This window comes from Mycobacterium sp. SMC-4 (assembly GCF_025263265.1).
Lineage (GTDB): Bacteria > Actinomycetota > Actinomycetes > Mycobacteriales > Mycobacteriaceae > Mycobacterium.
In genome coordinates, this window is sequence record NZ_CP079869.1 from 3,769,087 (window position 1) to 3,794,467 (window position 25,381).

The window sequence follows — 25,381 nt, forward strand, 5'->3', positions numbered from 1 at the left end:
GGGTACGCCGGGGCCGCCGTGAACAGTGGGCTGACCGGCAGTTTTGCGGCCTTGCGTTGACGGCGCAGCAGAAAGGTGGAAATCTACTGGCGAAATATGAGAATCTAATTCTCATGAACGAGAGGAGGCCGCCGGTGAGACTAACCCCGTTGCCCGCCGACCAGTGGGACAAGAACGTCACCAAGGCGCTCAACGGGCTGATTCCTCCGGAACGGCACAACCCGCAGGCGGCGGGAAATCTGGTCGCAACGCTGCTGCGCCACCCCAAGCTCACCAGGGCGTTCCTGCATTTCAACTTTCACCTGCTGTACGGGTCGAGCGTGCCCGCCCGCACCCGCGAACTCGCGGTTTTGCGCGTCGCACACCTGACCAAATGCGAGTACGAATGGCGCCACCACGTCGACATGGGCCGCGAGGCCGGATTGTCCGACGATGTCATCGACGCGATCACACGTGGAGAGCTCTCTGACGACTGCGACCGCGCCGTACTCACCGCGGTGGACGAACTGCACCGGGATTCGGTCGTCTCAGACGAAACATGGTCGTCACTGTCGGCGCACTTAGACGAGCAGCAGCTGATGGATCTCGTCTTCACGATCGGCTGCTATAGCTCACTGGCCATGGCCATCAACACCTTTGGCGTAGAACCCGACTCCAACATGGAAGCAGAGAGGTAGTAGCCACCGTGGCATTTTTCAAGAAGCCTGACGTCGGCAGCTGGACGGAGAACTGGCCCGAACTCGGCACGGGACCGGTCAACTACGAGGATTCGATCGACCCCGAGCACTGGAAACTGGAGCAGCAGGCTATCTTCCGCAAGACGTGGCTGCACATGGGGCGGATCGAACTCGTCCCCAAGAAGGGCCGCTACATCACCCGTGAGCTGCCGTCAGTCGGCCCCGGTGTTTCGATCATCATCGTCAACGACGGCGAGCAGATCCGCGCGTTCTACAACCTGTGCCGTCACCGCGGCAACAAGCTGGTGTGGAATGACTACCCCGGCGAGGAGACGTCGGGCACCTGCCGCCAGTTCGTCTGCAAGTACCACGCCTGGCGTTACGACCTCAAGGGTGACCTGACGTTCGTGCAGCAGGAGGATGAGTTCTTCGACCTCGACAAGGCGGACTACCCGCTCAAACCGGTGCGCTGCGAGGTGTGGGAGGGCTTCATCTTCGTCAACTTCGATGACAACGCTGTGTCCTTGGAAGAATACCTGGGTGAATTCGGCCAAGGCCTCAAGGGTTACCCCTTCCACGAGATGACCGAGCACTACAGATATCGCGCGGAAGTCAAGGCCAACTGGAAGCTGTTCATCGACGCGTTTATCGAGTTCTACCACGCTCCGATCCTGCACATGAAGCAGGCAGAGAAGGAGGAAGCCGAGAAGCTCGCCAAGTTCGGGTTCGAAGCGCTGCATTACGACATCAAGGGCGACCACTCGATGATCTCGTCCTGGGGCGGCATGAGCCCGCCGAAGGACCTCAACATGGTCAAGCCCATCGAGCGCGTCCTGCACAGCGGCCTGTTCGGGCCGTGGGATCGCCCCGACATCAAGGGCATCCTGCCCGACGAGTTGCCGCCGGCGATCAATCCGGGCCGACACAAGACCTGGGGCCAGGACTCGTTCGAATTCTTCCCGAACTTCACCATCCTCTTCTGGGTGCCAGGCTGGTACCTCACCTACAACTACTGGCCCACTGGCGTCGACAGCCACATCTTCGAGGCCGACCTGTACTTCGTGCCGCCGAAGAATTTGCGCGAGCGGTTGTCCCAGGAGTTGGCCGCGGTGACGTTCAAGGAGTACGCGTTCCAAGACGCCAACACCCTGGAGGCCACCCAGACCCAAATCGGCACCCGCGCCGTCCTCGACTTTCCGCTGTGCGACCAGGAGATCCTGCTGCGCCATCTGCATCACACCGCACACAAGTACGTCGACCGGTACAAAAAGAGCCTGGCGAACGGCAGCGGTCCGTCGAATGGCGCCGGAGCCACCGTTACCGAAGAGGATGCCGCAAATGTCTAAGCTGCCTGAAGAGTTCGCCGATTTGGAGCGGTTCAGCGACTGGTGCCTGCCCACCGAGGAGGAGCGCTACCAGAAGCGGTTGAACTCCACGATGGAGGAGATGCAGGAACTGTACGACGCCGGCCTGGCGCGGCTCGAGGACATCATGGTCTACGTCGACGCCCGATTCCCGCTCAAGAGCATGCCCGACGACGCGAAAGCGCTTGTACATCTGGGGCAATCGATCGTGATGGTCAGCTTCCCGATTGAGGTGTGGAAGCAGCCGCGAGTGCTCGACAGCGGTGCCGCCTACATCAACCTGATCAAGGAGCCGGTGGTCTGACGGTGACCCTGACCCTCAGAGCCGCGGGCCTGCTCGACGTCGATGCCGGGGAGATCGTGCGCCCCGGCATGGTCACCGTCGACGGGGACCGGATCGTCGCGTTGGGCGGCACTCCCCCGGCCGACGCAGACGTGATCGACCTCGGCGACTCGATCCTGCTGCCCGGCCTGATGGACATGGAAGTCAACCTGCTGATGGGTGGACGCGGGGAGAACCCGGGCCTGTCCCAGGTCCAGGACGATCCGCCGACCCGGGTGCTCCGCGCGGTGGGTAACGCGCGCCGCACGCTGCGGGCCGGATTCACCACCGTGCGCAACCTCGGGTTGTTCGTCAAGACAGGCGGATACCTGCTCGATGTCGCCTTGGGCAAGGCCATCGACGCCGGCTGGATCGAGGGTCCGCGGGTCATCCCGGCGGGTCATGCCATCACCCCGACCGGCGGCCACCTCGACCCGACGATGTTTGCGGCGTTCATGCCCGGCGTGCTGGAGCTGACCATCGAAGAGGGCATCGCCAACGGGGTCGACGAGATCCGCAAGGCGGTGCGTTACCAGATCAAGCACGGCGCGCAGTTGATCAAGGTCTGCTGCTCGGGGGGCGTCATGTCGCTGACCGGAGAGGCCGGCGCGCAACACTATTCCGATGAGGAACTGCGGGTGATCGTCGACGAGGCGCATCGCCGAGGCCTTCGCGTCGCTGCACATACCCACGGCGCGGAAGCGGTCAAGCACGCGGTCGACTGCGGGATCGACTGTATCGAGCACGGTTTCCTGATGGACGACGAAGCCATCCAGATGCTGGTCGACAACGACCGGTTCCTGGTCAGCACTCGCCGGCTGGCCGAGTACATGGACGTCTCGAAAGCCCCACCGGAGTTGCAGGCCAAGGCCGCCGAGATGTTCCCCAAGGCCCGAACGTCGATCAAGGCCGCATACAAGGCCGGCGTGAAGATCGCCGTCGGCACCGACGCCCCGGCCATCCCACACGGGCGCAACGCCGACGAACTGGTCACCCTGGTCGACTGGGGCATGCCGCCGGCAGCAGTGCTGCGCGCAGCCACGGTCGTGGCCGCCGATCTGATCAACCGTGCCGACTCCCTCGGTCGCCTCGCCGAGGGCTACCTCGCCGACATCATTGCGGTGCCGAGCGATCCGCTGGCGGATATCGGCGTTACACGCAATGTCAACTTTGTAATGAAGGGCGGTAAGGTCTACCGACATGAGCAACCGAACTGAGGATCTCGTCGAGATCCAGCAGCTCCTCGCGAAGTACGCGGTCACCATCACCCAAGGTGACGTCGACGGACTGATCTCGGTGTTCACCCCCGACGGTACCTACAGCGCATTCGGCTCGACCTACACCCTGGCCCGGTTTCCCGAGCTCGTCGACGCCGCGCCCAAAGGGCTTTTCATGACCGGCACCTCGCTGGTGACCCTCGACCCCGACGAGCCCGACAAGGCCAGTGGTACCCAGCCGCTGTGCTTCATCGAGCACTCCAAGCACGACATGCGCATCGGCTACTACAACGACACCTATGTGCGCACTGACGACGGCTGGCGACTGAAAACCCGTGCCATGACGTTTATTCGGCGCAATGGCGACCACGATTCCGGACGGCCGCACGCCATCGGACGGCCGGAGGCCGGATGACCTCGACCGAGACCGCGCAGTTCCGGACTGAATTGCGCGCTTGGCTAGACCAGAACGACCTGACCCCGCCGCCGGGCGAGCATTCCCTGCCGGGACACATCCGCCAGTTCGCCCGAGTGCAGCGCGCGCTCTACGACGCCGGGTGGAATCGCTACGGATGGCCCGAGCACGCCGGTGGGCTCGGCGGTCCGGCCATCCTGCGTGCCGTCGTCGGTGAGGAAGTGGTGGGGCGGCGACTGGCCGAGCCAGGGCCGTACTCGATGCTCGAGGTGCTGGCCCCTACGCTGATCGACTACGCGCCCGCGGAACTGGCCGCCGAGATGGTGCCAAAGCTGCTCAGCGGCGAAGAGCTCTGGTGCCAAGGGTTTTCGGAACCGGGCTCGGGCAGTGACCTGGCATCGCTGACCACGCGCGCCACCCCCCGTGGCGATCAGTGGGTGATCAACGGCCAGAAGGTGTGGACCAGTTTCGCCCAGTTCGCTCGACGGTGCGTGCTGCTGACCCGCACCGGGGACGCCGACACCCCCAACCACCAGGCAATCACCGCGTTCTTCGTCGACATCGACACCCCTGGCATCACCGTGCGTCCGCTACGCACCATGCACGGCGTCGACGAGTTCTGTGAGGTGTACTTCGACGACGTCGTCGTCGACGCGAGCAGGATGCTCGGCAAGCCTGGCGATGGCTGGCAACTCGCGATGGACCTGCTGCCCTATGAACGCTCCAGCTGCTTCTGGCAACGCATTGCCTATCTGTACTCACGGTTCGACGACCTGGTCGGCATCGTCAAGGGTCTCGGCACGGCATCGGACGCTGATCTGGGCGAGGTCTACCTGGCGCTGCACACTCTGCGCTGCCGGTCCCGGGCAACCCAGCACCGACTCGCCGAAGGCCAGCGCCTCGGCCCGGACACCTCGATCGACAAGGTACTGCTGGCCGGTGCCGAGCAGTTGTTCTACGACACCGCGCGCGATCTGCTGCCCAGCGTCGTCGAACTTGAGGACTCCGAATGGCGCACCGAGTTTCTGTACTCCCGGGCAGCCAGCATCTACGGCGGTACCGCCGAGGTGCAACGCAACATCATCGCCCGTCGTCTGCTCGATCTCGGGAAGGAGTGAACGTGGACCAGGACATGGACGCCAAGTCACTCGAGATGCTCGAAGACACCCTGCGCAAGACCATGCTGTCGTCGTCGGGGGCTCAACTGGACTCGGCGTTGGCCGATCTCGGATGGGCCGAGATGCTCTCCGACATGCCTGATCTCGCGATTCCGCTGGTGTTTCGGTTGCTTGGAGAAACCGGTTCGCACGCGTCGGTTCTCAACGACGTGATGCTGGAGACGATCGGTGGCCTGCCGGGCGGGACGCCACCGATGCCCTACACCGGGGGTGGCTGGGTGGTGTGGGAACGCGAGGCCGGTGACGACAACCCGACGCTGGGCGGTCTGCCGTTGCGCCGGGTGCCCGACGGTGAGCTGATGCGCATGGGCGAGGCTCGCCGTGCTGTGGGCTGGTGGCTGGTGGGTTCGGCACGGGCGATGCTCACCCTGGCCCGCCGGCACGCCCGCGACCGGGTCCAGTTCGGCCGCCCGATCTCCGGCTTCCAGGCTGTCCGTCACCGCCTTGCCGAGGCCCTGGTGGCCATCGAAGGCGCCGAGGCCACGCTCGGCCTGCCGGGTACCGAGAGCGCCGACCTGACCGCGATGCTGGCCAAGGCCGCCGCGGGCAAGGCTGCGCTGACCGCTGCGCGACACTGCCAGCAGGTGCTTGCCGGTATCGGCTTCACCGCCGAGCACGAGCTGCACGTGCACGTCGAACGCGCCCTGGTACTGGACGGATTACTGGGCAACTCAAAGGAGTTGACCCGCAAGGCCGGCGCAGGACTGCGGGCTCGCGGCTCGGTCCCCCGACTCGCCCAGCTCTGAGTTCGACCGGACGGGCACTGCCGCAGCAGGCTACTTGATGTTGGCCTTCATCTGGTCCAGATCGACCAGCACGGGCCAGCCGCCCACGCTCAACGCGTTGCCGTGCCCGGTCTGGTGCACATCGAAGACCGACTGGATCGCCGCGTAGAAGCCCTGCACGTCGAGGGTCTGATTGACCGCCCGCTTGGCCTGCCGCAGCGCAAACGGCGGCATCGTCGCGATCTGCTCGGCCAGCGCCCGCGTCTGGGCGTCCAACTCGTCGCGAGGCACGACCTTGTTCACCATCCCGGTCTGGAACACCTCTTCGGCAGTCATGGCGCGGCCGGTGAAGAGAATCTCCTTGGCTTTACGCGGCCCGAGTTCCCAGGTGTGTCCGTGGTATTCGACCCCGCCGATACCCATCAGCACCACCGGATCGGAAAACCGCGCGTCGTCGGCGGCGACGATGAGATCACACGGCCAGCACAGCAGCAGACCACCGGAAATGCACCGGCCCTGCACCGCGGCGATCGACGGCTTGGGCACATTGCGCCACCGCAGCGTGTACTCCAGATAGCGTCTGGCTTCGTGCTCGATGATGAACTCGAGAGTGATCTTGTCCGGCACCGGACCGCCGCCGCGCAGGTCATGACCGGCGGAGAAATGTTTCCCGTTGGCCCTCAGCACGATCACCGCCACCTCGGAATCCGCAGCCGCCCGGGTCCACGCTGCGTCGAGTTCGTCCAGCAGCTCCGGGTTCTGCGCGTTGGCGGCCTCGGGCCGATTGAGCGTGATCGTCGCGATCTTGTCGGCAACGTCATAGTCGATGTACATGCGGTGCGTCCTCGGGTTTCTGCGCGGCCGGCGGGGGTACTGCACAACGGTGCTGGACGACGGTGCTGGGTGACCCAGTAATCACCGGTCACCACAGCCCCGCTACCAAGACCTTCTCTTATCTCGGAAATGAGAATACTATTCTCATGATGAGGAAGTTACAATCTCTGACACGTTGGCCGAGAGGGGGTCGAGGACCGCTATGGCAAGGCGTTCTCCGGTACAGTCAGTGCATGTTCTCCCCACTCGGTCTGCTGGCGACGGGCCGCCGGTGACCACACCGAGCGAGGAGCCGGCCTGGAAACAGCGCGCTGTCGAGCGGTCCATCAAAACCGCCAAGCTGCGCGCTGCGCAACGCGTCCAGCGGTTTCTCGATGCCGCCCAGGCGATCATCATCGAGAAGGGCAGCACCGATTTCACCGTGCAAGAAGTGGTGGATCGCTCGCGCCAGTCACTTCGCAGCTTCTACCTCCAGTTCGACGGTAAGCACGAGTTGTTGCTGGCACTGTTCGAAGATGCCCTCAGCCGATCGGCTGACCAGATCCGCGCCGCGACCGCCGGCCAGCAGGATCCCCTCGAGCGGCTCAAGGTCGCCATCCAGCTCTTGTTCGAGACCTCACGCCCGGACCCGGCCGCCAAGCGACCGTTGTTCACCGACTTCGCCCCGCGCTTGCTGGTTTCCCACCCCTCAGAAGTCAAGATCGCGCATGCGCCGCTGTTGGCGCTGCTCACCGAACTGATGGAAGAGGCCGGAGCAGCCGGCAAGCTGCGCGACGGTATCAATCCAAAGCGCATGGCGGCGATGACGATGCAGACGGTGATGTTCGTCGCCCAGTCCAGTGGTGACGCCGGCGACGGGACCGCCAACCCGATCTCGGCAGACGAGGTGTGGGACTTCTGCGCGCACGGTTTTGCCGCGCGCTGAGACCAAAGAACGACACTCTTCGTTTCCCAGAGTCAGCCTCGCAGTGGCGATAACGTCATGCCCGCGTGGTGTCCGCACAGCGTCACCACAGTTCTCGGAGAGGCGTGTTCTCCTGTGGAGAGAGCATGAACTGCCGATATTGAGTCTGCCATTGACACCCTGCAGCAGCAGGTGCCACAGTTGTGAGACAGATAGCAGCCCGCTGTCTTACGACTTCTGACTTGCGAACCCGGTCCGGCGAGAGGGACACCGTGACGATCAGCGCTGAGAACTCCGACGTACAGAGCACCGCAGGGGCGGACGAGCTGCACTACGACCCCTACAGCGTCGACCTGAACATGGCTCCGTATGCACTCTTTGCCCGACTCCGCGAAGAAGCGCCTCTGTACTACAACGCCGAACACGACTTCTACGCGCTCAGCCGATTCGACGACGTCCAGAAGGGCCTGATCGACCACGAGACATTCATCTCGGGCCGCGGCGCATTGCTTGAGATCATCAAGTCGGGTATGGAGATCCCGCCCGGCACATTGATTTTCGAGGATCCACCGATCCACAACATCCACCGCAACCTGTTGTCGCGGATGTTCACCCCACGCAAGGTGCTTGCCCTGGAACCTCAGATTCGCGAGTTCACCGCCCGCTGTCTGGATCCGCTGGTGGGCAGCGGCCGATTCGACTTCGTCAATGACCTGGGCGAGCAGATGCCCATGCGGGTGATCGGAATGTTGCTCGGTATCCCCGAGGACCATCAGCGCCGGGTCACCGAACACGGCGAGGCCACCCTGCACAACGAGAGTGCCGACTTGATGGCGACCGGCGAAGTGTTCGCCGAGTTCATCGACTACCGCACCGAGCATCCGTCCGACGACATCATGACCGACCTGCTCAACGTCGAGTTCGAAGACGAGACCGGCACCGTTCGCCGGCTGCGCCGTGACGAGTTGCTGATGTACCTGACCGTGGTCGCGACCGCGGGAGCAGAGACGACGACCCGTCTGATCGGCTGGGCCGGCAAGACGCTGGCCGACTACCCCGACCAGCGCAGTGCCTTGGTGGCCGACCCCACGCTGATTCCGCAAGCCATCGAGGAAATCCTGCGTTGGGAACCGCCGGCCCTGCACGTGGGCCGCTACGTCGCCCGCGACACCGAGTACTACGGCCAGAAGGTGCCCGAGGGCAGCGCAATGCTGCTGCTGATGGGTGCCGCCAACCGCGACCGCAGGCGCTTCGCCCCCGACGGTGATGTCTTCGACATCTATCGGGAGCAGAGATCGCACTTGACCTTCGGCGCCGGGACCCACTTCTGTATGGGTAACGCGCTGGCCCGGCTGGAGGGCCGGATCGCCCTGGAGGAGATCCTCAAGCGCTTCCCCGAGTGGGAGGTCGACTGGCCCAACACGCGGCCCTCGCAGACGACGGCGGTGCGCGGCTGGGAAGCCATGCCCACGTTCATTGGCTGAACCCACAACGCAACGACGCCCACCCCACTACTGACAGAAGGATCCGAACAATCATGGCAGGACGCGTAGAAGGCAAGGTCGCTTTCGTCACCGGTGCGGCACGCGGGCAGGGACGGGCGCACGCGGTGCGGCTGGCCGAAGAGGGTGCCGATATCATCGCCGTCGACATCTGCAAGCAGATCGACAGCGTGTTGATCCCGTTGTCCAACCCCGAGGACCTGGCCGAGACCGCGGATCTGGTCAAGAACGCCGGCGGCCGGATCCACACCGCCGAGGTCGACGTACGCGACTTCGACGCACTCAAAGCCGCCGTGGACGCCGGTGTCGAGGAGTTCGGCCGCCTCGACATCATCGTCGCCAATGCCGGCATCGGCAATGGCGGTCAATTGCTGCACGACACCGGGGAACCCGACTGGGATGACATGATCGGGGTCAACCTGTCCGGGGTGTGGAAGACCGTCAAAGCCGGAGTCCCGCACATTCTCGCCGGCGAGCGTGGTGGGTCGATCATCCTGACCAGCTCGGTCGGCGGACTGAAGGCCTACCCGCACACCGGCCACTATGTGGCCGCCAAACACGGCGTGGTCGGTTTGATGCGGACCTTCGCCGTCGAGCTCGGCGCCCAGAACATCCGGGTGAACTCGGTGCATCCGACCAACGTGAACACGCCGCTGTTCATGAACGAGCCGACGATGAAGCTGTTCCGTCCGGACCTGGAGAATCCCGGCCCGGACGATATGAAGGTCGTCGGGCAACTGATGCACACGCTGCCCATCGGCTGGGTCGAGCCCGAGGACATCGCCAATGCGGTGCTGTTCCTGGCTTCCGATGAAGCGCGGTTCATCACCGGTGTCACCTTGCCGGTCGATGGCGGCAGCTGTCTGAAGTAGCCGAACCAGCGTGACGACCGCGGCCGGCCGCGAAGGGTCCTCGACAGAACTGGCGATCCCGCAGAGTTGGGACGAGATCACCCCGCAATGGATGACTTCCGTGCTTGCCCAACATTTTCCGGGAGCGGAAGTCGGTGACGTGCGGGTCGTGCTACGCGACGACGGAACCAACCGTCGAGCCCGCCTCGGCCTGAGCTACTCGGCCGGCACTGGACCGGCGACGGTATTCGCGAAGGCTGTTGATCCCGCGCACGCCGACCTCGTGGAATTGACCAGTGGGCTGTACCACGAGCCGAGGCTGTTCACCTCGGGCGCGGTGCTGCCGCTGGATCATCCCGCGGTCTACGCCGCGATCATCGACGAAGACCGTCGTGACTTCCTGATGGTCATGGAAGACGTGGTGGGACGAGGCGCCGACCCACGCGACTCCACCCGTCCCCTCACCGTCGAGCAGGCCGCCACCGGCGTGCGGGGACTGGCCCGGGTGCACGCCCGGTACTGGGGCGACCGGCTGACCGGCGACCCCGCGCTGTCCTGGGTGGAGCCGTTTGTCGCGTTCGAGGGCCTGGAGTACGCCCCGCTGCACATCGCCCACGAACGCCTCGGCGACACCGTCGCGCGCGAGGTGCTGGCATTGAGCGGTACCGAACTGTTCGTCGACATCTGGGCCCGTTACATCGGTACGCTGACCGAGTCGGCCGCCACCCTGCTGCACGGCGACCCACACATCGGCAACACGTATGTGGCGCCGGATGATTCACCGGCAGGCGAAACGGTCGGATTCCTGGACTGGCAAATGGTCCGTCGGGGCAACTTCTCGTTGGATCTCGGTTATTTCCTACAAGGCGCGTTGACCATCGAGGATCGCCGGCGCAGCGAACGCGACCTGCTCGACGCGTACCACGACGCGTTGGAGCTGCCCGCCGCCGAGATGCCCGGACGGGAGGAGATCTGGCTGCGCTACCGCGCCTCGGTGGCGCACGGCCTGGCGATCTGGATGGCAACTCTCTCCGGCGGTGATGCGTGGCAAGGCGCCGACATCTGTCTGGCTCTGGCGCAGCGCTACGGCGCGGCGTTCGTCGACTTGAAGACCGTTGAGGCTCTGAACGAGATCTGTAGCTGAACCCGTTCGCTGAAACGGTAATGATCATGGTGCCGGAGTGGTTGCATGGTGCCATGAAGCGGCTCAACGGCATGGACGCGATGCTGTTGTACAGCGAGACACCCAATGTGCACACCCATACGCTCAAAGTCGCGGTCATCGACGCCACCGGGTACGACGGCGAATACGGGTTCGACGCGTTCCGCCGCACCATCGCGCGTCGTCTGCATCTGCTCGACCCGCTGCGCTACCGGCTCATCGACATCCCCTGGCGGATGCACCACCCGATGTGGTTACCCGACTGCCCGGTGGACCTCGACTACCACCTGCGGCGCGTCGCGGTACCAGCCCCGGGCGGGCGCCGCGAACTCGACCAGGTCATCGGGGAAGTTGCCAGCACCCCGCTGGATCGCAGTAAACCGTTGTGGGAGTTCCATTTCGCAGAGGGTATGGCCGACAACCGTTTCGCGCTGATCGGCAAGGTGCACCATACTCTGGCCGATGGTGTGGCCTCGGCGAACCTGTTGGCGCGGCTGATGGACCTGGCCGGGCCGGTCCAGGACGAGCGCGAGGAAGCACCCGAGTCGTGTGAACCACCGAGCCGAGGGCAACTGCTCAGAGAGGCCCAGCTCGACCACGTCAAGAACGTCGCCGAGTTGCCGGGACTGATGGTCGACACCGTGCGCGGACTGTCTCGACTGCGGCGGCGCGCCAAAGAGCGTCGCGCCAATCCAGATCTGGCCAAACCCTTCAACGCGCCACCCACTTTCCTCAACCACGTGGTGTCTCCGGTACGCACCTTCGCCACGGCGACGCTGTCGTTGGCCGAGGTGAAGGAGACCGCCAAACACTTGGGCGTCACCTTCAACGACATCGTGCTGGCGATGGCGGCCGGTGGCCTGCGCGAACTGTTGCTTCGTTACGACGGCCGCGCTGACCGGCCGTTGTTGGCCACCGTCCCGATCAGCACGGACAGGTCCGCCGACCGGGTCACCGGCAACGAGATCGGCGGCCTGATGGTCTCGGTGCCGGTGCACGTCGACGATCCGGCGCAGCGGGTTCGGCTCACGGCGGAGGCCACCAGCCGAGCCAAGGAGAACAACGAGCTTCTCGGACCGACGCTGCAGGCCAGGTTCCTGGAGTATCTGCCACCCCCGCTGGCACCGTCGCTGTTCCGGGTTCAGGCCAAGCGCGCCGACCACAACCGCTTGATGAATGTGGCGATCTCCAACGTTCCCGGTCCACGCCAACGGGGCCATATCGGTGGCGCGCCGGTCAGCGAAATCTATTCCGTCGGTGTTCTTTCGGCCGGAAGCGCGTTCAACATGACGGTGTGGAGCTATGTCGACCAAGTCGACATAGCGGTGCTCTCCGACGACCGCACCTTCGCCGACACGCACGAGGCCACCGACGCGATGGTGCACGCCTTCGACGAACTGCGCAGCGCCTGCGGACTACCACGTGCGGCGACGGTGGCCTCCGCGATGGCACCGGCAGCCTGCCGCAGCTAGGACAGCTCGCGCAGTTCGTTGCGAAGGATCTTACCGGTGCTTCCCCGCGGCAGTTCCGGCAGAATCGTGATGTCCCGCGGCACTTTGTAATTGGCCAGGTTGTCCCGGACATGCTGTTTGAGATCATCGACAGAGGGCTGCGCGGTTTGCGATCCGGCCAGCACCACGAAAGCCGCCAGTCGTTGACCGTACTGATCGTCGTCGACACCCAGCACAGTCGCCTCGGACACGCCTGGATGGTCGATCAGGGTGTTCTCCACTTCGATCGGGTACACATTCTCGCCACCGGAGACAATCATCTCGTCATCACGCCCCACCACGAACAGGCGACCGGTCTGGTCGAGGTAACCCATGTCGCCCGACGCCATGAACCCGTCGTGGAAATCCTTGGTTTTTCCGGAGGTGTAGCCGTCGAACAGCGTGCCGCTGCGGACGAAGATCTGCCCCGTTTGCCCGGCGGGAACCTCGTTGAAGTCCGCATCGAGGATGCGGATCTCGGTGCCGTCGGCGGGCCGACCAGCAGTGTCGGGCGCCGCCCGCAGATCCTCCGGCGTAGCAGTGGCGATCATGCCGGCCTCGGTCGCGTTGTAATTGTTGTAGATGACGTCGCCGAACTGATTCATGAACGAGATGACAACGTCTGGCCGCATCCGGGAACCCGATGCCGTGGCGAATCGCAAAGACTTTCCGCTGTAACGGTTTCGGACGCTCGCGGGGAGGTCCATGATGCGGTCGAACATCACCGGGACGACGGCCAGGCCGGTGGCCCGATGCCGGTCGACCATTTCCAGCGTGGCTTCCGGATCGAATCTGCGCCGGGTGATGATCGGGCAGGCCAGCAGTGCGGCGAACAGCAGCTGCGAGAACCCCCAGGCATGGAACATCGGAGCCGCGATCACGATGGGCTCCTCCGCGCGCCATGGAACCCGGTCGAGAACGGCTTTGAGGTCACCGGCCCCACCGCTGCCCGTCGAGCGTTTGGCACCTTTGGGGGTACCGGTGGTGCCGGAGGTCAACAGGATGATGTCGCTGTTCCGGCCGCTGCGCTGCGGCCGCTGTCCGAGGTGAGCCTCGATCAGTGCGTCCACGGTGGGCGTCGCGCCACCGGGGGTGTCCACCCACGCCAGCACCCGGGTGGCGCCGGTGACATCGCGCAGCGCCCGGTCGACGGTCTCGGTGAACTCCTCGTCGTAGATGACCACGTCGGCGCCTTCGCGCTCGATCACCTCGGCCATTGCCGGACCGGCAAACGACGTGTTGAGCAACAGTACGTCGGCGCCGGTGCGGTTGGCCGCGACCAGCGCCTCGACAAAGCCGCGGTGATTGCGGCACATCACGGCCACCGTCGTGGGTTCGGACTGTTGCAGCGCCACCGCCAACGCGTCACAGCGGTCATCGAGCTGCTTCCAGGTCAAGGTGCCCCGCTCGTCGATGATGCCCGGACGATCAGGACAGCGCTGTGCGGCCGTGGCAAATCCCACCGTCGCCGTCAGACCCGCACGTCGCACCGCCAAGCCCATGCGCAGATAGCGGTCGGGCCGCATCGGAGCGATCAGCCGAGCGCGCCACAGCGTGTTCAGCAGCCCTACCTGGTCAGCCACGGCTTCACCCCACAATCGGGAATCGGCGCTGTTCCGCCAACTCGTCGAGTGCAGTTTGCATGACCGAGCGCACGTGGCGGTCCACTTCGTCGATGTCGGGGTCCTGACCGAACTCGGCGTGGACGTCGATCGGCTCGAGAACCTGGGTGACGATCTTGGCCGGCAGCGGCACGTTGGGCGGGAAGAACACCGACACCCCGAACGGGAATCCGACGCTCACCGGCAGGATCTCCGCCCGAAACAGCTTCGTCAGTCCGATCCGGCGCGCCAACGAATCGCCGCGCGTCAGGAAAATCTGCGTCTCCTGGGCACCGATCGACACCATCGGCACGATCGGCACCCCCGACTCCATCGCTGTTCGGACGTATCCGGTGCGTCCGGCGAAGTCGATTGTGTTGGCGGTCATCGTCGGCCGGTAGGAGTCGTAATCACCGCCAGGGAACACCAGCACGACCGCGCCACCGCGCAGCGCGTGCGCCGCGTTTTCTCGGCTGGCTTCGATGACCCCGGCACGGCGCAACAGGTCGCCGACGGGGCCCACGAAAATCGCTTGGTGCCCGAGCGTGTACAGCGGCCGGTCGAAACCGAAATAGCCGTAGAACTCGGGCGCGAAGATCAGCACATCGGGGGTCAGCATTCCGCCCGAATGGTTCGACACGACCAGAGCGCCGCCCGCGCCGGGCAGCGATTCGATCCCGCGCACTTCGGCGCGGAAGTATCGCCTGATCACCGGCCCCACCCAGTTGGTGATCTGCCGGGTGAAGCCGGGGTCCCACTTGGCCATCTCGGCGCGCTCGGACATGGTGAACGGATATGCTACTCTCCCCTGAAGAGAATGTCATATCCGCAGGTAGGAGACGTGATGGCGGGAACGGTGCTGGTCACCGGCGGCTTCGGCCTGGTCGGTTCCGCGACCGTGCGGCGGCTGACCGAACGCGGTCGTCGGGTTATCGTGGCCGACCTCGGCACCGAGCCCAACCGCAAGGCTGCCCAGCGGTTGCCCGCGGGAGTCACCGTGAAGTGGGTTGACCTCACCGACGCTTCCCAAACCGCGCGACTGGTGGCAGATGCCGCGCCCGAGGCGATCATCCACCTCGCGGCCATCATCCCGCCGGCGATCTACAAGAACCGAGCACTGGCCCGCCGGGTCAACGTCGAAGCCACCGCCACCCTCGTCGACGTCGCCCAAGCCCAACCCAGTCCCCCGCGATTCGTGCACGCATCCAGCAACGCCGTGTACGGCTCGCGCAATCCGCACCGGGGCATGGGGCCGGTGACCGCCGACACGCCGATGAAGCACTCCGATCTCTACAGCGCGCACAAAGCCGAGGCCGAAACGATCGTGCGGAACTCGTCGCTGGAATGGGTGGTCCTTCGCCTCGGCGGCGTACTGACCGTCGACCCGAAGGCTATGGCCCTCAACCTCGACGCGTTGTACTTCGAGAGCACCCTGCCTACAGACGGGCGGTTGCACACCGTCGACGTCCGCGATGTCGCCTGGGCCTTCGCGGCGGCGACCACGGCGGACGTGGCGCGGGAGATCCTGTTGATCGCCGGTGACGATTCGCATCGCGTGCTGCAGGGTGACGTCGGACCGGCCCTGGCAGGCTCCAGGGGCCTCAAGGGCGGGCTGCCGACCGGACGCAAGGGTGACCCCCACAGCGACGACGACTGGTTCGTCACCGACTGGATGGACACCACCCGAGCGCAGGAAGCGCTGGGTTTTCAGCACTATTCGTGGCCGGACATGCTGGCCGAGGCACACCGGCAGGCCGGGCCCTCAAGGTATGTGTTACGCCTTGCGGCTCCGCTGGTCCGGGCGATCCTGACGCGGCGTTCGGCGTACCGGAACCAGCCCGGTCAATACGCCGACCCGTGGGCCGCGATCCGCCGTGGTCTGGGTGATCCTTCGCCGGATTCCTAGGCAGGCCCCAACGTCGGCGCCCCGCTGTCGGGGTGGAAGTACCAGCCGCCGGCAGCCTCGGTGCCACCGTCGACGTGCAACGTCTGGCCGGTGATGTAGCCGGCCATGTCCGAGGCCAGGAAGACTGCGGCCGAGGCAATTTCGTCGACATGGCCGGCCCGGCCCAGCGGGATCGCAGCCCCGGCGTCGACGTCCCCGGTAGCCATGGACTGCAATCCCTCGGTCATGGTCAGATCGGGGGCCAATGCATTGACCCTGATCCGGTGCGGAGCAAGTTCGAACGATGCCGTCTTCGTGTAGTTGATCACGCCGGCTTTCGCGGCGGCGTACGCCGCGTACCCGGGTGCAGCTCGCACACCCTCGATGGAGGTGACATTGATGACGCTGCCCGGCGCATCGGCGGCCACCAGCCGCCGCGCCACCCGCTGGGTGCACAGTAGGACATGGCGAAGGTTGCTGCGGTACAGCGCATCCCAGCCGTTCTCGGTGGTTTCGAGCAGTGTGGAGCCGAAGGTACCACCGGCGTTGTTGACCAGAATGGAGACGGTGCCCAGCTCTGATTCGGTGCGCTGCAGAGCGGCGTCGACGGCAGCACTGTCGCGAACGTCGAGCACCACGCCCAGACCGCCGACCGCATCGGCGGCTGCCGCACATGTGTCGGGGTCACGTTCCCACACCGCAACCGTGGCCCCGAACGCTGCGAGCCCCTCGGCGACTCCACGGCCGATCCCCGCGCCTGCCCCGGTGACAACGGCGACGCGTCCGGTCAACAGGATGTCGGATGCAGTGATGGCCATATCGGGAGGCTATCTGACGGGCGTGGTCCCGATGACACCGTCGGCTTCAAGCCGCGCGATGTCATGTGCACTGAGCCCCAATTCACCCAACACCTCGCGGTTATGCTGGCCGAGAAGCGGAGCCGCCGCGGTGTGAATCCGATCCGGACCGCGCGAGCAGGTGAACGGTAGTGTGCTGTGGCGGGTCGCCGGGTTGACCGGATGCTGTACGGATTCGAAGAATCCCCGTGCCTGCAGTTGATCCAGTTCGGCCTGTCGATGTGGCTGCAACACTTTGGCGACCGGAACTCCGTTGCGCCAGAGCGTCTCGACGATCTCGTCGGCGCTTCGCAGGCCGCACCACCGACCGAGGTGCTCGTCGATCTGGTCGTGCTGCACCCGTCGTCCCTGTGCGTCGTCCAACTCTTGGGCCATGGCCCAGGACGGGTTGCCCAACGCGTCGCGCAGCCCGGCCCATTGGGCGTCGGTTGCGACGGCGATCGCGACCCAGCTGTCGAGGCGACCGAACTCGTCGACGTCCTTACTGAGGTAAAGGTTCTGCGGCGCCGCAGCCGGTCCGCGGTTGCCGGTTCGTTCCAGCAGCGCGCCGTAAGCCGAGAATTCGATCACCTGCTCAGCGGCGATGCTGAGCGCCGCGTCGACCATCGCCGCCTCGACCATGGCTCCTTGCCCGCTCCGTCGCCGGTGCTCCAGCGCGACCAGAATCGCGTGACACGCGTGAATTCCTGCGTTGGGGTCACCGACCGAGTACGGCTCGAACGGGTTGCGGTCGGGATACCCGGTCAGCCAGCTGATCCCGGCGGCAGCCTCGATGACGTAGGCGAATGCCGGGTTGTCGCGCCACGGGCCGTCCAGTCCGAATCCCGGCATGCGCACCATGATCACATCGGGCTTGATCGCTTGGACCGCCTCGTAGGTCAGCCCCATACTCTCCAACACGCGGGGCGTGAAGTTTTCCACGACGATGTCAGCGGTCGCGATCAGCTGCTTCAACAGCTGCCGGCCGATGTCACTCTGCAGGTCAAGCGTGATGCCCCGCTTGTTGGTGTTCAGTCCGGAGAAAATCGGTGAGCGTTCCCACCACTGTTCTTCGGTGACGGGAATCCCGGCAATGAGACGGGTGCCGTCAGGATGGCGGGTCGACTCCACGTGAATCACGTCGGCACCCAGCATGGCCAACAGATGAGTGCAACTCGGTCCGGCCCAGAACGTCGTCATGTCGACGACGCGCAGGCCCTCGAACGGCAGCCCGTCTCTCCGCGAGGGTGCGCTCACGGTAGCCGCAGTACGTGCCCGGCTACCGTCACTGCACCTTCGCGAGCGATAGTGCTCGGTGTGCTCGCCCAGGCGCGGCGCGGGCAGCGGCGGCGCCAGCATCGGCGGCGTGGTGCGGTAGGGAGGGCCGGGCTGGGTGAAACCGTCCCGCGCGTTGACGACGAAGGAGCGGCGCGCCACGAAGTGGTCAAGCCCTTCGACGTTGGCGCCGTTGGCCACCGGGGCATTGGGAATGCGGAACGCGGTGGCCAGATCGCGGATCTCGTCGACGGTCTGGTCGGCGACCCACGCGTAGAGCTCCTCGGCCTTCTCGTTGGCCTGTTCGGTGATCGACAGCGGCGACTCCTCGTCGATCCATTCGACGTGGCCGGTCATCGCGCACAGATCGAACCACTGCTGCGCGGTGCCGCAACCGATGTCGACGAGACCGTCCTTGGCTCGGGCAATACCCGGCACCGTCAGCCGCCGCGCGTCCCGCCACGGCCGGCCCAGCATCTCGAAATAGCTCACCGGGTAGTAGGTCAGACCCAGAATGGATGTTTCCAACATCGCCAGATCGACCAGCTCCCCACCGCCACGCAGCCGCGAGGCCAGGGTCGCCATGCTGGCGTAGGCGCCGGCCAGGTACTCCCCTACCTGACCGCCGACGTAGACCGGCGCCCGGTCCGGGGCGCCGCGGCCCAGCCCGACAATCCCGCCGGACCAGGCTTGCAGGGTGAACTCCGTTGCGGCACGGTTGCTCCACGGCCCGTCGAGGCCAAACGCGGTGATCGCGGTGACGGTCAGATGCGGGTGACGCTGCAGGATCGCCGCCGGCGCAAATCGGGGATCCGCAGCGATGCCGGGCCCGCGCGACCAGATCAGCGCGTCCGCATCGGCGAGCAACGCGTCGACGAAATCCCCGTCGGTACCCGGCTCGGCGACCACGCTGTGTTTCGAGCACGCCAGATACGAGAACAGTGCGCCGTCGGCGCCGTCGCTGATCGGCGCGCCCGAGGCCGACCACTGCCGCAGCGGATCACCCTGTGCAGGCTCTACTTTGACGACAGTGGCACCGGCATCGGCCAACATCTTGGTGCAGTAGTTGCCGGCGATCCCGCTGGACAGGTCGACGACGACGTAGCCGGTAATCGGGGGCTCGAGCCCGGAGTCAGACAACGCGGGGCTACTCCTTGGCCCGGTTGCGCTTGCTCAGCCGGAACTCCGGCGGGAACTTGCTGTCGTTGTCGTTGACCGCGGCCGACAGTCCGCTGTCGATGGACTCGAACATGTCGAGGTCGTCGTCGCTGTCGTTGGCCACCCCGTTGCCCATCGACTCGAAGAACGCCGATAACAGGCTGCCCATGTACTCGCCCTGCTGCTGCTTGAAGATCTCGAAGAACATCTTTTGCTGGAACACGGTGTCCACCGGTCTGTTTCGAGCGCAGGCCAGCGCGTACTTTTGGGTCTCGGCTTCCAGCCGGTCGCGGGCGACCACCTTGTTCAGAAAGTTGCAGTCGTACATCTCGGCAGCGGTGAAAGGCCGGCCGGTGAACACCATCTCCTGGAACTTGCGCAACCCCATCATCTGCACCCAGGTCCACATCCGGGGGCCCCAGCCGTGATACCGGAACGACGGGTGCCCGAACAACGCGTCGTCGGACGAAATCACCAGATCGGCGTCGGCGCACTGGTAGAAGTGCCAACCGTAGCAATAGCCCTTGGCCTCGACGATGCTGATCTTCTTGAAGTCCTGCAGGGCGCGGTTGCCGGCCTGAGAGTTGGCGTACCAGGCGCTGATGGTGGCGCCGTTGCGGAACGTCCCCTTCGGCGGATAGGTGACCTCACCGACGCCGTCATCCTCCAACCGCAGTTCGGCCAACCGGGCCGCCGGATTGTCGTTGCCCTCCATGAACTCCGGGAGGTCGGCACCGCTACCCAGGTTGTCCCCGGCGCCGCGGATGATCACGACCTTGACGTCGTTGTCGGCGTTGGCTGCGCGCAGCACGTCGGCGTAGCGCAGCCGCGCCAGCGACGTCGGTGCGTTGAGGAACTCCGGCCGGTTGAACGTGATGGTGGCGATCTTGGTCTTCGGGTCCTTCTCGTAGAGGATGATCTCCTCAGGCGTGGGGCGCTCAGCGGCCGTAGGCGCGGGCCGCTCAGCCATGGACGGCCTCACCGTAGGCCGGGGCCGCCGACATCACGTCGGCGCCATCGGCAGTGATCAACACGGCGTCGCGGGTGAACACCGCACCGACTCCTTGTTCCCACACATAGGCGCTCAATGCCAACACCATGCCTTCCTCGAGTATGTCTGCTTCGGCGGTCGCCCGCAGGGTCGGTGTCACGACCGGCGGGTCGAAACCGAGCCCGAGACCGTGCGCCACCGGCATCGCCGGCAGTCGCTCGCCGGCCCGCACGTAGGCGTCCAGCAGACCGCTCGTCGGCAAGCCAGGTCGGCAGGCCTCAAGCAGTCCGTCCCAGAGGTCATCTCGACGCCGGTACAACGCACGCACGGCGTCGGTGGGCTGGCCGACGAGCAGCGTGCGGGCCACCTCGGCAACATATCCGTCGGCCAACACCCCGGCCGACAGCGCCACCAGGTCCCCGTCGCGCAGCGCACCGTCTCCATCCACGCGCCGCCACGGGTGTTCCTTCGACGTCACCCATGCGGCGTCCTGGGTCGCCGGGGTACTCACACCACCGGCCGCCTCGGCCTCCAGGATGGTGCCGGCCAGTGCCCCCTCGGTGGCGCCAGGACCGAGTGCGGCGGCGCCCGCGGCCAAGGCCTGGTCGGCCACCACAAGTGCGCGCCGCAGCGCTTGCACTTCCTCGGGCGTCTTGACGCGGCGGGCAGCCTGCATCGCTGGTTCGGCGTCGAGAAGTTCTGCATTCGGGAACGCCATCGACAGCAGCTGGGCGAACATCGGTGTCAGCGCGTCGGTTCCGACCCGACGCATGGTGTCGGCACCCTTGATGTTCTGCAGAATCCCGACCAGTGTCATGGGGTTCCACGCGTATCCGTACAGGTTCTCGTGTGGGATCTCTTCCGGGATGCCCTCGTCCCACGTGCTGTTGAGGTGGATCTCACCGGTGGCACGCACGAACTCGCAGATCGGCCCGAACGGACGCGTGCCCACCACCCACAGTTGCGGCGCACCGGAGATGTAGCGGACGTTGGCTTGCCGGCCCAGCACCAGCATGTCGAGGTCGTGCGCTGCCATCTCAGCGAGGGCGCGCTCCCGACGGCTCACACGCAGTGCACGACCATCGGCTTCGATCTCAGTTCCCACGGGGCACCTCGTAGGGGTCGTAGGGATACTCGGTCAGCGGCATCCAGCCGTCCTCGGTGACCACCACGATCTCCTCGCCGCGATAGCCGCCGGTGCCGTCTTCCCAGACCAACGGTTCGAGCACCAGCAACATGCCGGCCGGAAAGACGAATTTGTCGTCCCAGTCCTGACCGAGATCTGTTCCGATCATCGGCATTTCAGCTGCGCTGGTACCGATCCCGTGACCCAGATAGAAGTGTGGCAGCCACGGCTTCTCACCTCCGGCAGCGGCGGTGGCGGCGCGTCCGAGGTCACCGCACGTAGCGCCGGCCTTGGTCACCGAGAGTACCGCGTCGACGATCGCGCTCCACCTCTGGAACTGCTGCTGCTGCGCGGGTGTGGGCTCCTCGCCGACGATCCAGGTGCGGCCGTGGTCGGAGCAGTATCCGTGGTAGGCGATCGACACGTCGGTCCAAAGCACATCGCCGGCAGCCAGTTCCCGTTCGGTCGTCAGCAACGGCAGAGCCAGGTCGCCGGTGGTTGTCCAGGTGCCCTCGGCCTTCGACGCCGGCATCACCTGCCAGATCGAGTCGAACATGTTGGTGGTGGCACCCAATTCGAAAGCGCGACGCACGAACTGCGCGGACAGGTCGATCTGGCGCGCTCCGGGAGCCAGTGCCTGAGCAATCTCGGCGACAGCCTCCTCGGTGATCTGACAGGCACGCCGAACGCATGCGATCTGGTCGATCGTCTTGACCAGTTTGGCTGCGCCGACCACCGGCGCCGCGTCCACCGGCGCATCAGGAAACAATGCAGTTCCGGACCGCCGCATCGCCCCGGTCAACTCGTCGGTCGCAACCTTTGCCCCGGCCGGAATCAGGCGGGCCAGGATCTCCGCGAAATCGGCGACCCCTTCGTCGAATTCGAGATAGACCGGCCCATGCAGGTGATCATCGGGCAGGTCCGTCTCCATCGCCGCTCCCTCACGGAAGGGCAGGAAAAGATGCGGGTGTGCGTCATCGGCAAGCACAACGGCCACCGGCCGCTCCACGTGCGAGAGTCCCGCATCGGCCAGCGGCCAGCTGATGCCGGTGGCGTACATGACGTTGCCGTTGCCCAGCAGCACCAGCACATCCACGCCCTGCTCGGCCATCGCGGCGCGCAGACGCGCACCGGCCTCTCGGCGCATCCGGGGTAAGTCCGGTTCAGCGGGGATGTCCAGCCATGTGTAGCCGGTCCGGGCGATCTGGGTCACGCCGGAGCGAGTGGATGTCGTCATGAGATTCCGAGGAAATTTTGCACGTTCGTGCTGACGATCTTCACCGCGGCCTCGGGACCGACGGCGTCGACGACGGTGGCCAATGACTTCTCCGAGTAGCCGAACGTGCTCTCGTTGTGCGGGTAGTCGCTCGACCACATCACGTTGTCGACGCCGATACGGTCGATGAGCTGCAGCCCGAGGGGGTCGACCATGAACGACGCACTCATGTGATGGTCCCAGTAGTACCGGATGTCCTGCTGCAGCTCGTGGTTGAACATGTGCCGGTAGGAGGCCAGCATGTGCTCGGCATCCTGCAACGCGGTGGGCACCCAGGCGATCCCACCCTCGAACCACCCGACCTTGAGCTGCGGGTGGCGGTCGAGGATGCCGGAGAACAGATACTTGGCGAACTGCTCCCGGAAAGAGTCGACGTTGACCATCATGCCGACCACGACACTGTTGTGCTGACACGGCGTCTTTGGTGGGGTCTCCCCGATGTGGTGACTGACGGGCAGGCCCGCGGCTTCGATTTCGTCCCACACCGCATCCATGTCGGTGCTGCCGTAATCGTAGATGTTGCCGTCATCGTCCTTGCCGGGGTTCAACGGCAGCAGGAACGTCTTGATGCCGTAGGACTTGAGCTCCTCAAGTGTGCTACGGGTGCCTTTCGGATCCCACCAATTGATCAGACCGACACCGTAGAAGTGCCCGCCGGACTGCTCCTGCAGACCGGCAATGTGCTCGTTGTAGATGCGGAACACGCGCTCCCGCAGGGCTTTATCGGGGTAGTGGAACAGGGCGAGCACGGCGTTGGGGAACGCGAGCTCCTTGTCGATGCCGTCCTGCTTGAGTTCCTTGATGCGGGCTGCGATGTTGTTAGACGCCGCGCCGGCCAGATCGTCGTACTGCATGAGGACCCGGCCGAAGTCACCGCCGGTCCAGGCTTTGCCCTTCATCCCGACCATGTAGGCACCGTCCTCGTACCAGATACGCGGGGCTGCGCCTTTGAGTTCCTCGGGAAAACGGTTGTAGAAGATGTCGTCGGCGACCGAGATGTGGTTGTCGGCGGAGAAGATCTCGGTGCCTTTGGGGAGGCTGGCCAGCCCGTCCTGGCTGGCATGGCCCTGTCGATACTTGGGGGCGCCGAAACCTTCGGGGGGATACAGCGAAACTGTCGGGCTGGCCATCGAGGTACTCCAATCGGGCTGTGAAAGAGGGCTGTTACCAGGTGACTGGTAGTTCGTAGACGCCGTAGGCGAGCCGGTCGTGTTTGAACGGCACGTCGTCGAACGGGATCGCCAGATTCATGGTGGGAATACGGCGCAGCAGTGTCTGGAACACGATCTGCAGTTCGGCGCGGGCAAGCTGCTGTCCGACACACTGATGACGGCCGTAACCGAACCCCAGTTGCGCACTGGCATCGCGGCTCAGATCGAGCTTCTCGGGCTCCGGATAGACCGACGCGTCCCAGTTCGCCGGGGCGAGGTCCAGGATTATGCCCTCCCCCGCCCGGATGGTTTCACCGGCGATCTCAATGTCCTCAAGAGCGACACGGCGCTGACCGTTCTGGATGATCGACAGGTAGCGCATCAGCTCTTCGACCGCATTGGCGACGAACTTCGGGTCCCCCGAATCACGCAGCGCAGCAGCCTGTTCAGGGTTCTCCAGCAACGCCAGGATGCCGATACCGATCATGTTGGCCGTCGTCTCGTGTCCGGCGATGAGCAGGCCGGTACCCAGCTGCGCGGCCTCCTTGACGCTGATCTCCCCGGCGTTGACCCGCTCGGCCAGGTCCGACACCGCGTCCTCGGCCGGCTCCTCCATCTTCTTTTTCACCAGATCGATCAGGTACTGGTGCAGGCTCATCGCGCCCTTTTGGCCGTCCTCGGCGCTGGCGTAGCGGGCCAGCCCGACATTGGCGTGATGCTGGAAGAACTCGTGGTCCTCGTAGGGCACGCCCAGCATGTCGCTGATCACCCGGGTAGGTACCGGCAGCGCCAGTTTCGCGACCATGTCGGCCGGCTGCGGTCCGGCCAGGATCGCATCGATGCACTCGTTGGTGACATCCTGGATGACCGGGCGGAGGGCTTCGACACGACGGAAGGTGAACGGCTTGCTCAACATGCGCCGGAACCGGGTGTGCTCCTCGGCATCGGAGGTGAAGACCGAGCGGGGCCGCTTGTTCACCGTGGAGAGCATGTGCTCGTTCCAATGCGGGAACCCTTCGTTGCGGTCGTCGACGCTGACCCGGGAATCGGCGAACAGCGTGCGGGCCGCTTCGTGACCGGTGACCAGCCACGGGGTGGTCCCGTTCCAGATCCGCACCCGCGATAGCGGCGCACGTTCGGTCATCTCCAGCATCTGCTGCGGAGGTGCGAAGGGGCAGCGGGGCGAACGCTCCATCGGGTACTCAGGTACCGACACCGCTTCCTGCGTCAGCGTATCTGTCATATCGTCTCCTCGATGTGGATGGCCAGGGCGGGGCAGGCGGCGGCGGCGGCGCGGACCTGTTGGGCGTGTTCGGGACCGGGTTGGGCGATCAGAAGTTCGACCACGCCGTCGTCGTCCCGCTGGTCGAAGACCTCGCCGGCGTTGAGGACGCATTGTCCCGACGAAACGCACTTGGCCTGATCGATCGTGACCACCATG

The 25,381-nt window shown here is 65.2% G+C and carries 24 protein-coding genes; 13 read left to right on the top strand and 11 right to left on the bottom strand.

All coding sequences use genetic code 11. The annotated features are described in order from the left end of the window. Positions 1–134 precede the first annotated feature (134 nt). Genes KXD98_RS17790 through KXD98_RS17820 form a run of 7 tightly spaced genes read left to right on the top strand, consistent with a single transcriptional unit; the run spans position 135 to position 5,919 of the window. Positions 135–677: a carboxymuconolactone decarboxylase family protein gene (locus KXD98_RS17790; protein ID WP_260765275.1), complete on the top strand. Its 543-nt coding sequence runs from the start codon at positions 135–137 to the stop codon at positions 675–677. Positions 678–685: 8 nt separating this feature from the next. After that, positions 686–2,023, top strand: a complete 1,338-nt coding sequence (locus tag KXD98_RS17795) for an aromatic ring-hydroxylating dioxygenase subunit alpha (protein ID WP_260759677.1) — start codon at positions 686–688, stop codon at positions 2,021–2,023. Further along, entirely contained in the window at positions 2,016–2,345 is a 330-nt protein-coding gene (locus KXD98_RS17800) for a hypothetical protein (protein WP_260759678.1), read from the top strand. Before KXD98_RS17795 ends, KXD98_RS17800 begins: the two co-directional genes overlap by 8 nt. A gap of 2 nt (positions 2,346–2,347) precedes the next feature. Continuing rightward, positions 2,348–3,580, top strand: a complete 1,233-nt coding sequence (locus KXD98_RS17805; protein ID WP_396881551.1) for an amidohydrolase family protein — start codon at positions 2,348–2,350, stop codon at positions 3,578–3,580. Next, complete coding sequence (locus KXD98_RS17810; protein ID WP_260759679.1) at positions 3,564–3,995, top strand: nuclear transport factor 2 family protein; 432 nt, start codon at positions 3,564–3,566, stop codon at positions 3,993–3,995. Before KXD98_RS17805 ends, KXD98_RS17810 begins: the two co-directional genes overlap by 17 nt. Then, the gene (locus tag KXD98_RS17815; protein WP_260759680.1) at positions 3,992–5,113 is read left to right on the top strand and encodes an acyl-CoA dehydrogenase family protein; all 1,122 of its coding nucleotides are present in this window, start codon (positions 3,992–3,994) and stop codon (positions 5,111–5,113) included. The genes KXD98_RS17810 and KXD98_RS17815 overlap by 4 nt, the downstream gene beginning before the upstream one ends. Before the next feature lie 14 nt (positions 5,114–5,127). Further along, positions 5,128–5,919: an acyl-CoA dehydrogenase family protein gene (locus KXD98_RS17820; protein WP_260765278.1), complete on the top strand. Its 792-nt coding sequence runs from the start codon at positions 5,128–5,130 to the stop codon at positions 5,917–5,919. A gap of 30 nt (positions 5,920–5,949) precedes the next feature. On the opposite strand, the gene KXD98_RS17825 is transcribed toward KXD98_RS17820, so the two are convergent. Then, positions 5,950–6,732, bottom strand: a complete 783-nt coding sequence (locus tag KXD98_RS17825; protein ID WP_260759681.1) for an enoyl-CoA hydratase — start codon at positions 6,730–6,732, stop codon at positions 5,950–5,952. 202 nt (positions 6,733–6,934) lie between these two features. On the opposite strand from KXD98_RS17825, the gene KXD98_RS17830 reads away from it, so the two are divergent. The 5 genes from KXD98_RS17830 to KXD98_RS17850 all read left to right on the top strand — a co-directional run bounded on the left by KXD98_RS17830 (position 6,935) and on the right by KXD98_RS17850 (position 12,623). Continuing rightward, the gene (locus KXD98_RS17830) at positions 6,935–7,657 is read left to right on the top strand and encodes a TetR/AcrR family transcriptional regulator (RefSeq protein ID WP_260759683.1); all 723 of its coding nucleotides are present in this window, start codon (positions 6,935–6,937) and stop codon (positions 7,655–7,657) included. Between the two features lie 338 nt (positions 7,658–7,995). Then, positions 7,996–9,120, top strand: coding sequence for a cytochrome P450 (locus KXD98_RS17835; RefSeq protein WP_396883233.1), 1,125 nt, complete (start codon positions 7,996–7,998; stop codon positions 9,118–9,120). A gap of 53 nt (positions 9,121–9,173) precedes the next feature. Further along, complete coding sequence (locus KXD98_RS17840; protein WP_260759685.1) at positions 9,174–10,010, top strand: mycofactocin-coupled SDR family oxidoreductase; 837 nt, start codon at positions 9,174–9,176, stop codon at positions 10,008–10,010. A 91-nt stretch (positions 10,011–10,101) separates the two neighbouring features. Continuing rightward, entirely contained in the window at positions 10,102–11,133 is a 1,032-nt protein-coding gene (locus KXD98_RS17845; RefSeq protein WP_260765279.1) for a phosphotransferase, read from the top strand. A 53-nt stretch (positions 11,134–11,186) separates the two neighbouring features. Continuing rightward, positions 11,187–12,623: a wax ester/triacylglycerol synthase family O-acyltransferase gene (locus KXD98_RS17850; RefSeq protein WP_260759686.1), complete on the top strand. Its 1,437-nt coding sequence runs from the start codon at positions 11,187–11,189 to the stop codon at positions 12,621–12,623. Here the strand turns inward: KXD98_RS17850 and fadD12 are convergent. After that, on the bottom strand, positions 12,620–14,167 hold the full coding sequence (gene fadD12 / locus KXD98_RS17855; RefSeq protein WP_260765280.1) for an acyl-CoA ligase FadD12: 1,548 nt from the start codon (positions 14,165–14,167) through the stop codon (positions 12,620–12,622). The two genes, KXD98_RS17850 and fadD12, sit on opposite strands and share 4 nt — an antisense overlap. Positions 14,168–14,228: 61 nt before the next feature. Beyond that, on the bottom strand, positions 14,229–15,026 hold the full coding sequence (locus tag KXD98_RS17860) for a lysophospholipid acyltransferase family protein (protein WP_260759687.1): 798 nt from the start codon (positions 15,024–15,026) through the stop codon (positions 14,229–14,231). A gap of 60 nt (positions 15,027–15,086) precedes the next feature. Here KXD98_RS17860 and KXD98_RS17865 point away from each other — a divergent pair, with 60 nt between their 5' ends. Further along, a complete protein-coding gene (locus KXD98_RS17865) occupies positions 15,087–16,148 on the top strand; it encodes an NAD(P)-dependent oxidoreductase (RefSeq protein WP_260759688.1) in 1,062 nt (353 codons plus the stop codon). On the opposite strand, the gene KXD98_RS17870 is transcribed toward KXD98_RS17865, so the two are convergent. The 8 genes from KXD98_RS17870 to KXD98_RS17905 are packed head-to-tail and all read right to left on the bottom strand — an operon-like array spanning position 16,145 to position 25,380. Continuing rightward, positions 16,145–16,945 carry an SDR family NAD(P)-dependent oxidoreductase gene (locus tag KXD98_RS17870; protein WP_260759689.1) on the bottom strand — a complete coding sequence of 267 codons (801 nt, stop codon included), beginning with the start codon at positions 16,943–16,945 and terminating at the stop codon, positions 16,145–16,147. The genes KXD98_RS17865 and KXD98_RS17870 overlap by 4 nt on opposite strands. A gap of 9 nt (positions 16,946–16,954) precedes the next feature. After that, positions 16,955–19,378: a CoA transferase gene (locus KXD98_RS17875; protein ID WP_260759690.1), complete on the bottom strand. Its 2,424-nt coding sequence runs from the start codon at positions 19,376–19,378 to the stop codon at positions 16,955–16,957. A 7-nt stretch (positions 19,379–19,385) separates the two neighbouring features. Next, positions 19,386–20,366 (bottom strand): enoyl-CoA hydratase/isomerase family protein, encoded by a 981-nt coding sequence (locus tag KXD98_RS17880; RefSeq protein WP_260759691.1) that lies wholly within the window; start codon positions 20,364–20,366, stop codon positions 19,386–19,388. Beyond that, positions 20,359–21,492 (bottom strand): Xaa-Pro peptidase family protein, encoded by a 1,134-nt coding sequence (locus KXD98_RS17885; protein ID WP_260759692.1) that lies wholly within the window; start codon positions 21,490–21,492, stop codon positions 20,359–20,361. The genes KXD98_RS17880 and KXD98_RS17885 overlap by 8 nt, the downstream gene beginning before the upstream one ends. Next, positions 21,482–22,750, bottom strand: a complete 1,269-nt coding sequence (locus KXD98_RS17890) for a Xaa-Pro peptidase family protein (protein ID WP_260759693.1) — start codon at positions 22,748–22,750, stop codon at positions 21,482–21,484. The genes KXD98_RS17885 and KXD98_RS17890 overlap by 11 nt, the downstream gene beginning before the upstream one ends. Then, positions 22,747–23,919 carry an amidohydrolase family protein gene (locus tag KXD98_RS17895; RefSeq protein WP_260759694.1) on the bottom strand — a complete coding sequence of 391 codons (1,173 nt, stop codon included), beginning with the start codon at positions 23,917–23,919 and terminating at the stop codon, positions 22,747–22,749. Before KXD98_RS17895 ends, KXD98_RS17890 begins: the two co-directional genes overlap by 4 nt. 34 nt (positions 23,920–23,953) lie before the next feature. Next, the gene (locus tag KXD98_RS17900; RefSeq protein ID WP_260759695.1) at positions 23,954–25,183 is read right to left on the bottom strand and encodes a cytochrome P450; all 1,230 of its coding nucleotides are present in this window, start codon (positions 25,181–25,183) and stop codon (positions 23,954–23,956) included. Further along, entirely contained in the window at positions 25,180–25,380 is a 201-nt protein-coding gene (locus tag KXD98_RS17905) for a ferredoxin (protein WP_260759696.1), read from the bottom strand. The genes KXD98_RS17900 and KXD98_RS17905 overlap by 4 nt, the downstream gene beginning before the upstream one ends. Position 25,381: the final 1 nt, after the last annotated feature.

Coding starts and splice junctions, on each gene's coding strand:
- KXD98_RS17800 (WP_260759678.1), top strand. CDS start 2,016: ATGTCTAAGCTGCCTGAAGAGTTCGCCGATTTGGAGCGGTTCAGCGAC.
- KXD98_RS17810 (WP_260759679.1), top strand. CDS start 3,564: ATGAGCAACCGAACTGAGGATCTCGTCGAGATCCAGCAGCTCCTCGCG.
- KXD98_RS17815 (WP_260759680.1), top strand. CDS start 3,992: ATGACCTCGACCGAGACCGCGCAGTTCCGGACTGAATTGCGCGCTTGG.
- KXD98_RS17820 (WP_260765278.1), top strand. CDS start 5,128: ATGGACGCCAAGTCACTCGAGATGCTCGAAGACACCCTGCGCAAGACC.
- KXD98_RS17825 (WP_260759681.1), bottom strand. CDS start 6,732: ATGTACATCGACTATGACGTTGCCGACAAGATCGCGACGATCACGCTC.
- KXD98_RS17830 (WP_260759683.1), top strand. CDS start 6,935: ATGGCAAGGCGTTCTCCGGTACAGTCAGTGCATGTTCTCCCCACTCGG.
- KXD98_RS17835 (WP_396883233.1), top strand. CDS start 7,996: ATGGCTCCGTATGCACTCTTTGCCCGACTCCGCGAAGAAGCGCCTCTG.
- KXD98_RS17840 (WP_260759685.1), top strand. CDS start 9,174: ATGGCAGGACGCGTAGAAGGCAAGGTCGCTTTCGTCACCGGTGCGGCA.
- KXD98_RS17845 (WP_260765279.1), top strand. CDS start 10,102: ATGACTTCCGTGCTTGCCCAACATTTTCCGGGAGCGGAAGTCGGTGAC.
- KXD98_RS17850 (WP_260759686.1), top strand. CDS start 11,187: ATGAAGCGGCTCAACGGCATGGACGCGATGCTGTTGTACAGCGAGACA.
- fadD12 (WP_260765280.1), bottom strand. CDS start 14,167: ATGCGGCCCGACCGCTATCTGCGCATGGGCTTGGCGGTGCGACGTGCG.
- KXD98_RS17860 (WP_260759687.1), bottom strand. CDS start 15,026: ATGTCCGAGCGCGCCGAGATGGCCAAGTGGGACCCCGGCTTCACCCGG.
- KXD98_RS17865 (WP_260759688.1), top strand. CDS start 15,087: ATGGCGGGAACGGTGCTGGTCACCGGCGGCTTCGGCCTGGTCGGTTCC.
- KXD98_RS17870 (WP_260759689.1), bottom strand. CDS start 16,945: ATGGCCATCACTGCATCCGACATCCTGTTGACCGGACGCGTCGCCGTT.
- KXD98_RS17880 (WP_260759691.1), bottom strand. CDS start 20,366: ATGGCTGAGCGGCCCGCGCCTACGGCCGCTGAGCGCCCCACGCCTGAG.
- KXD98_RS17890 (WP_260759693.1), bottom strand. CDS start 22,750: ATGACGACATCCACTCGCTCCGGCGTGACCCAGATCGCCCGGACCGGC.
- KXD98_RS17895 (WP_260759694.1), bottom strand. CDS start 23,919: ATGGCCAGCCCGACAGTTTCGCTGTATCCCCCCGAAGGTTTCGGCGCC.
- KXD98_RS17900 (WP_260759695.1), bottom strand. CDS start 25,183: ATGACAGATACGCTGACGCAGGAAGCGGTGTCGGTACCTGAGTACCCG.
- KXD98_RS17905 (WP_260759696.1), bottom strand. CDS start 25,380: ATGGTGGTCACGATCGATCAGGCCAAGTGCGTTTCGTCGGGACAATGC.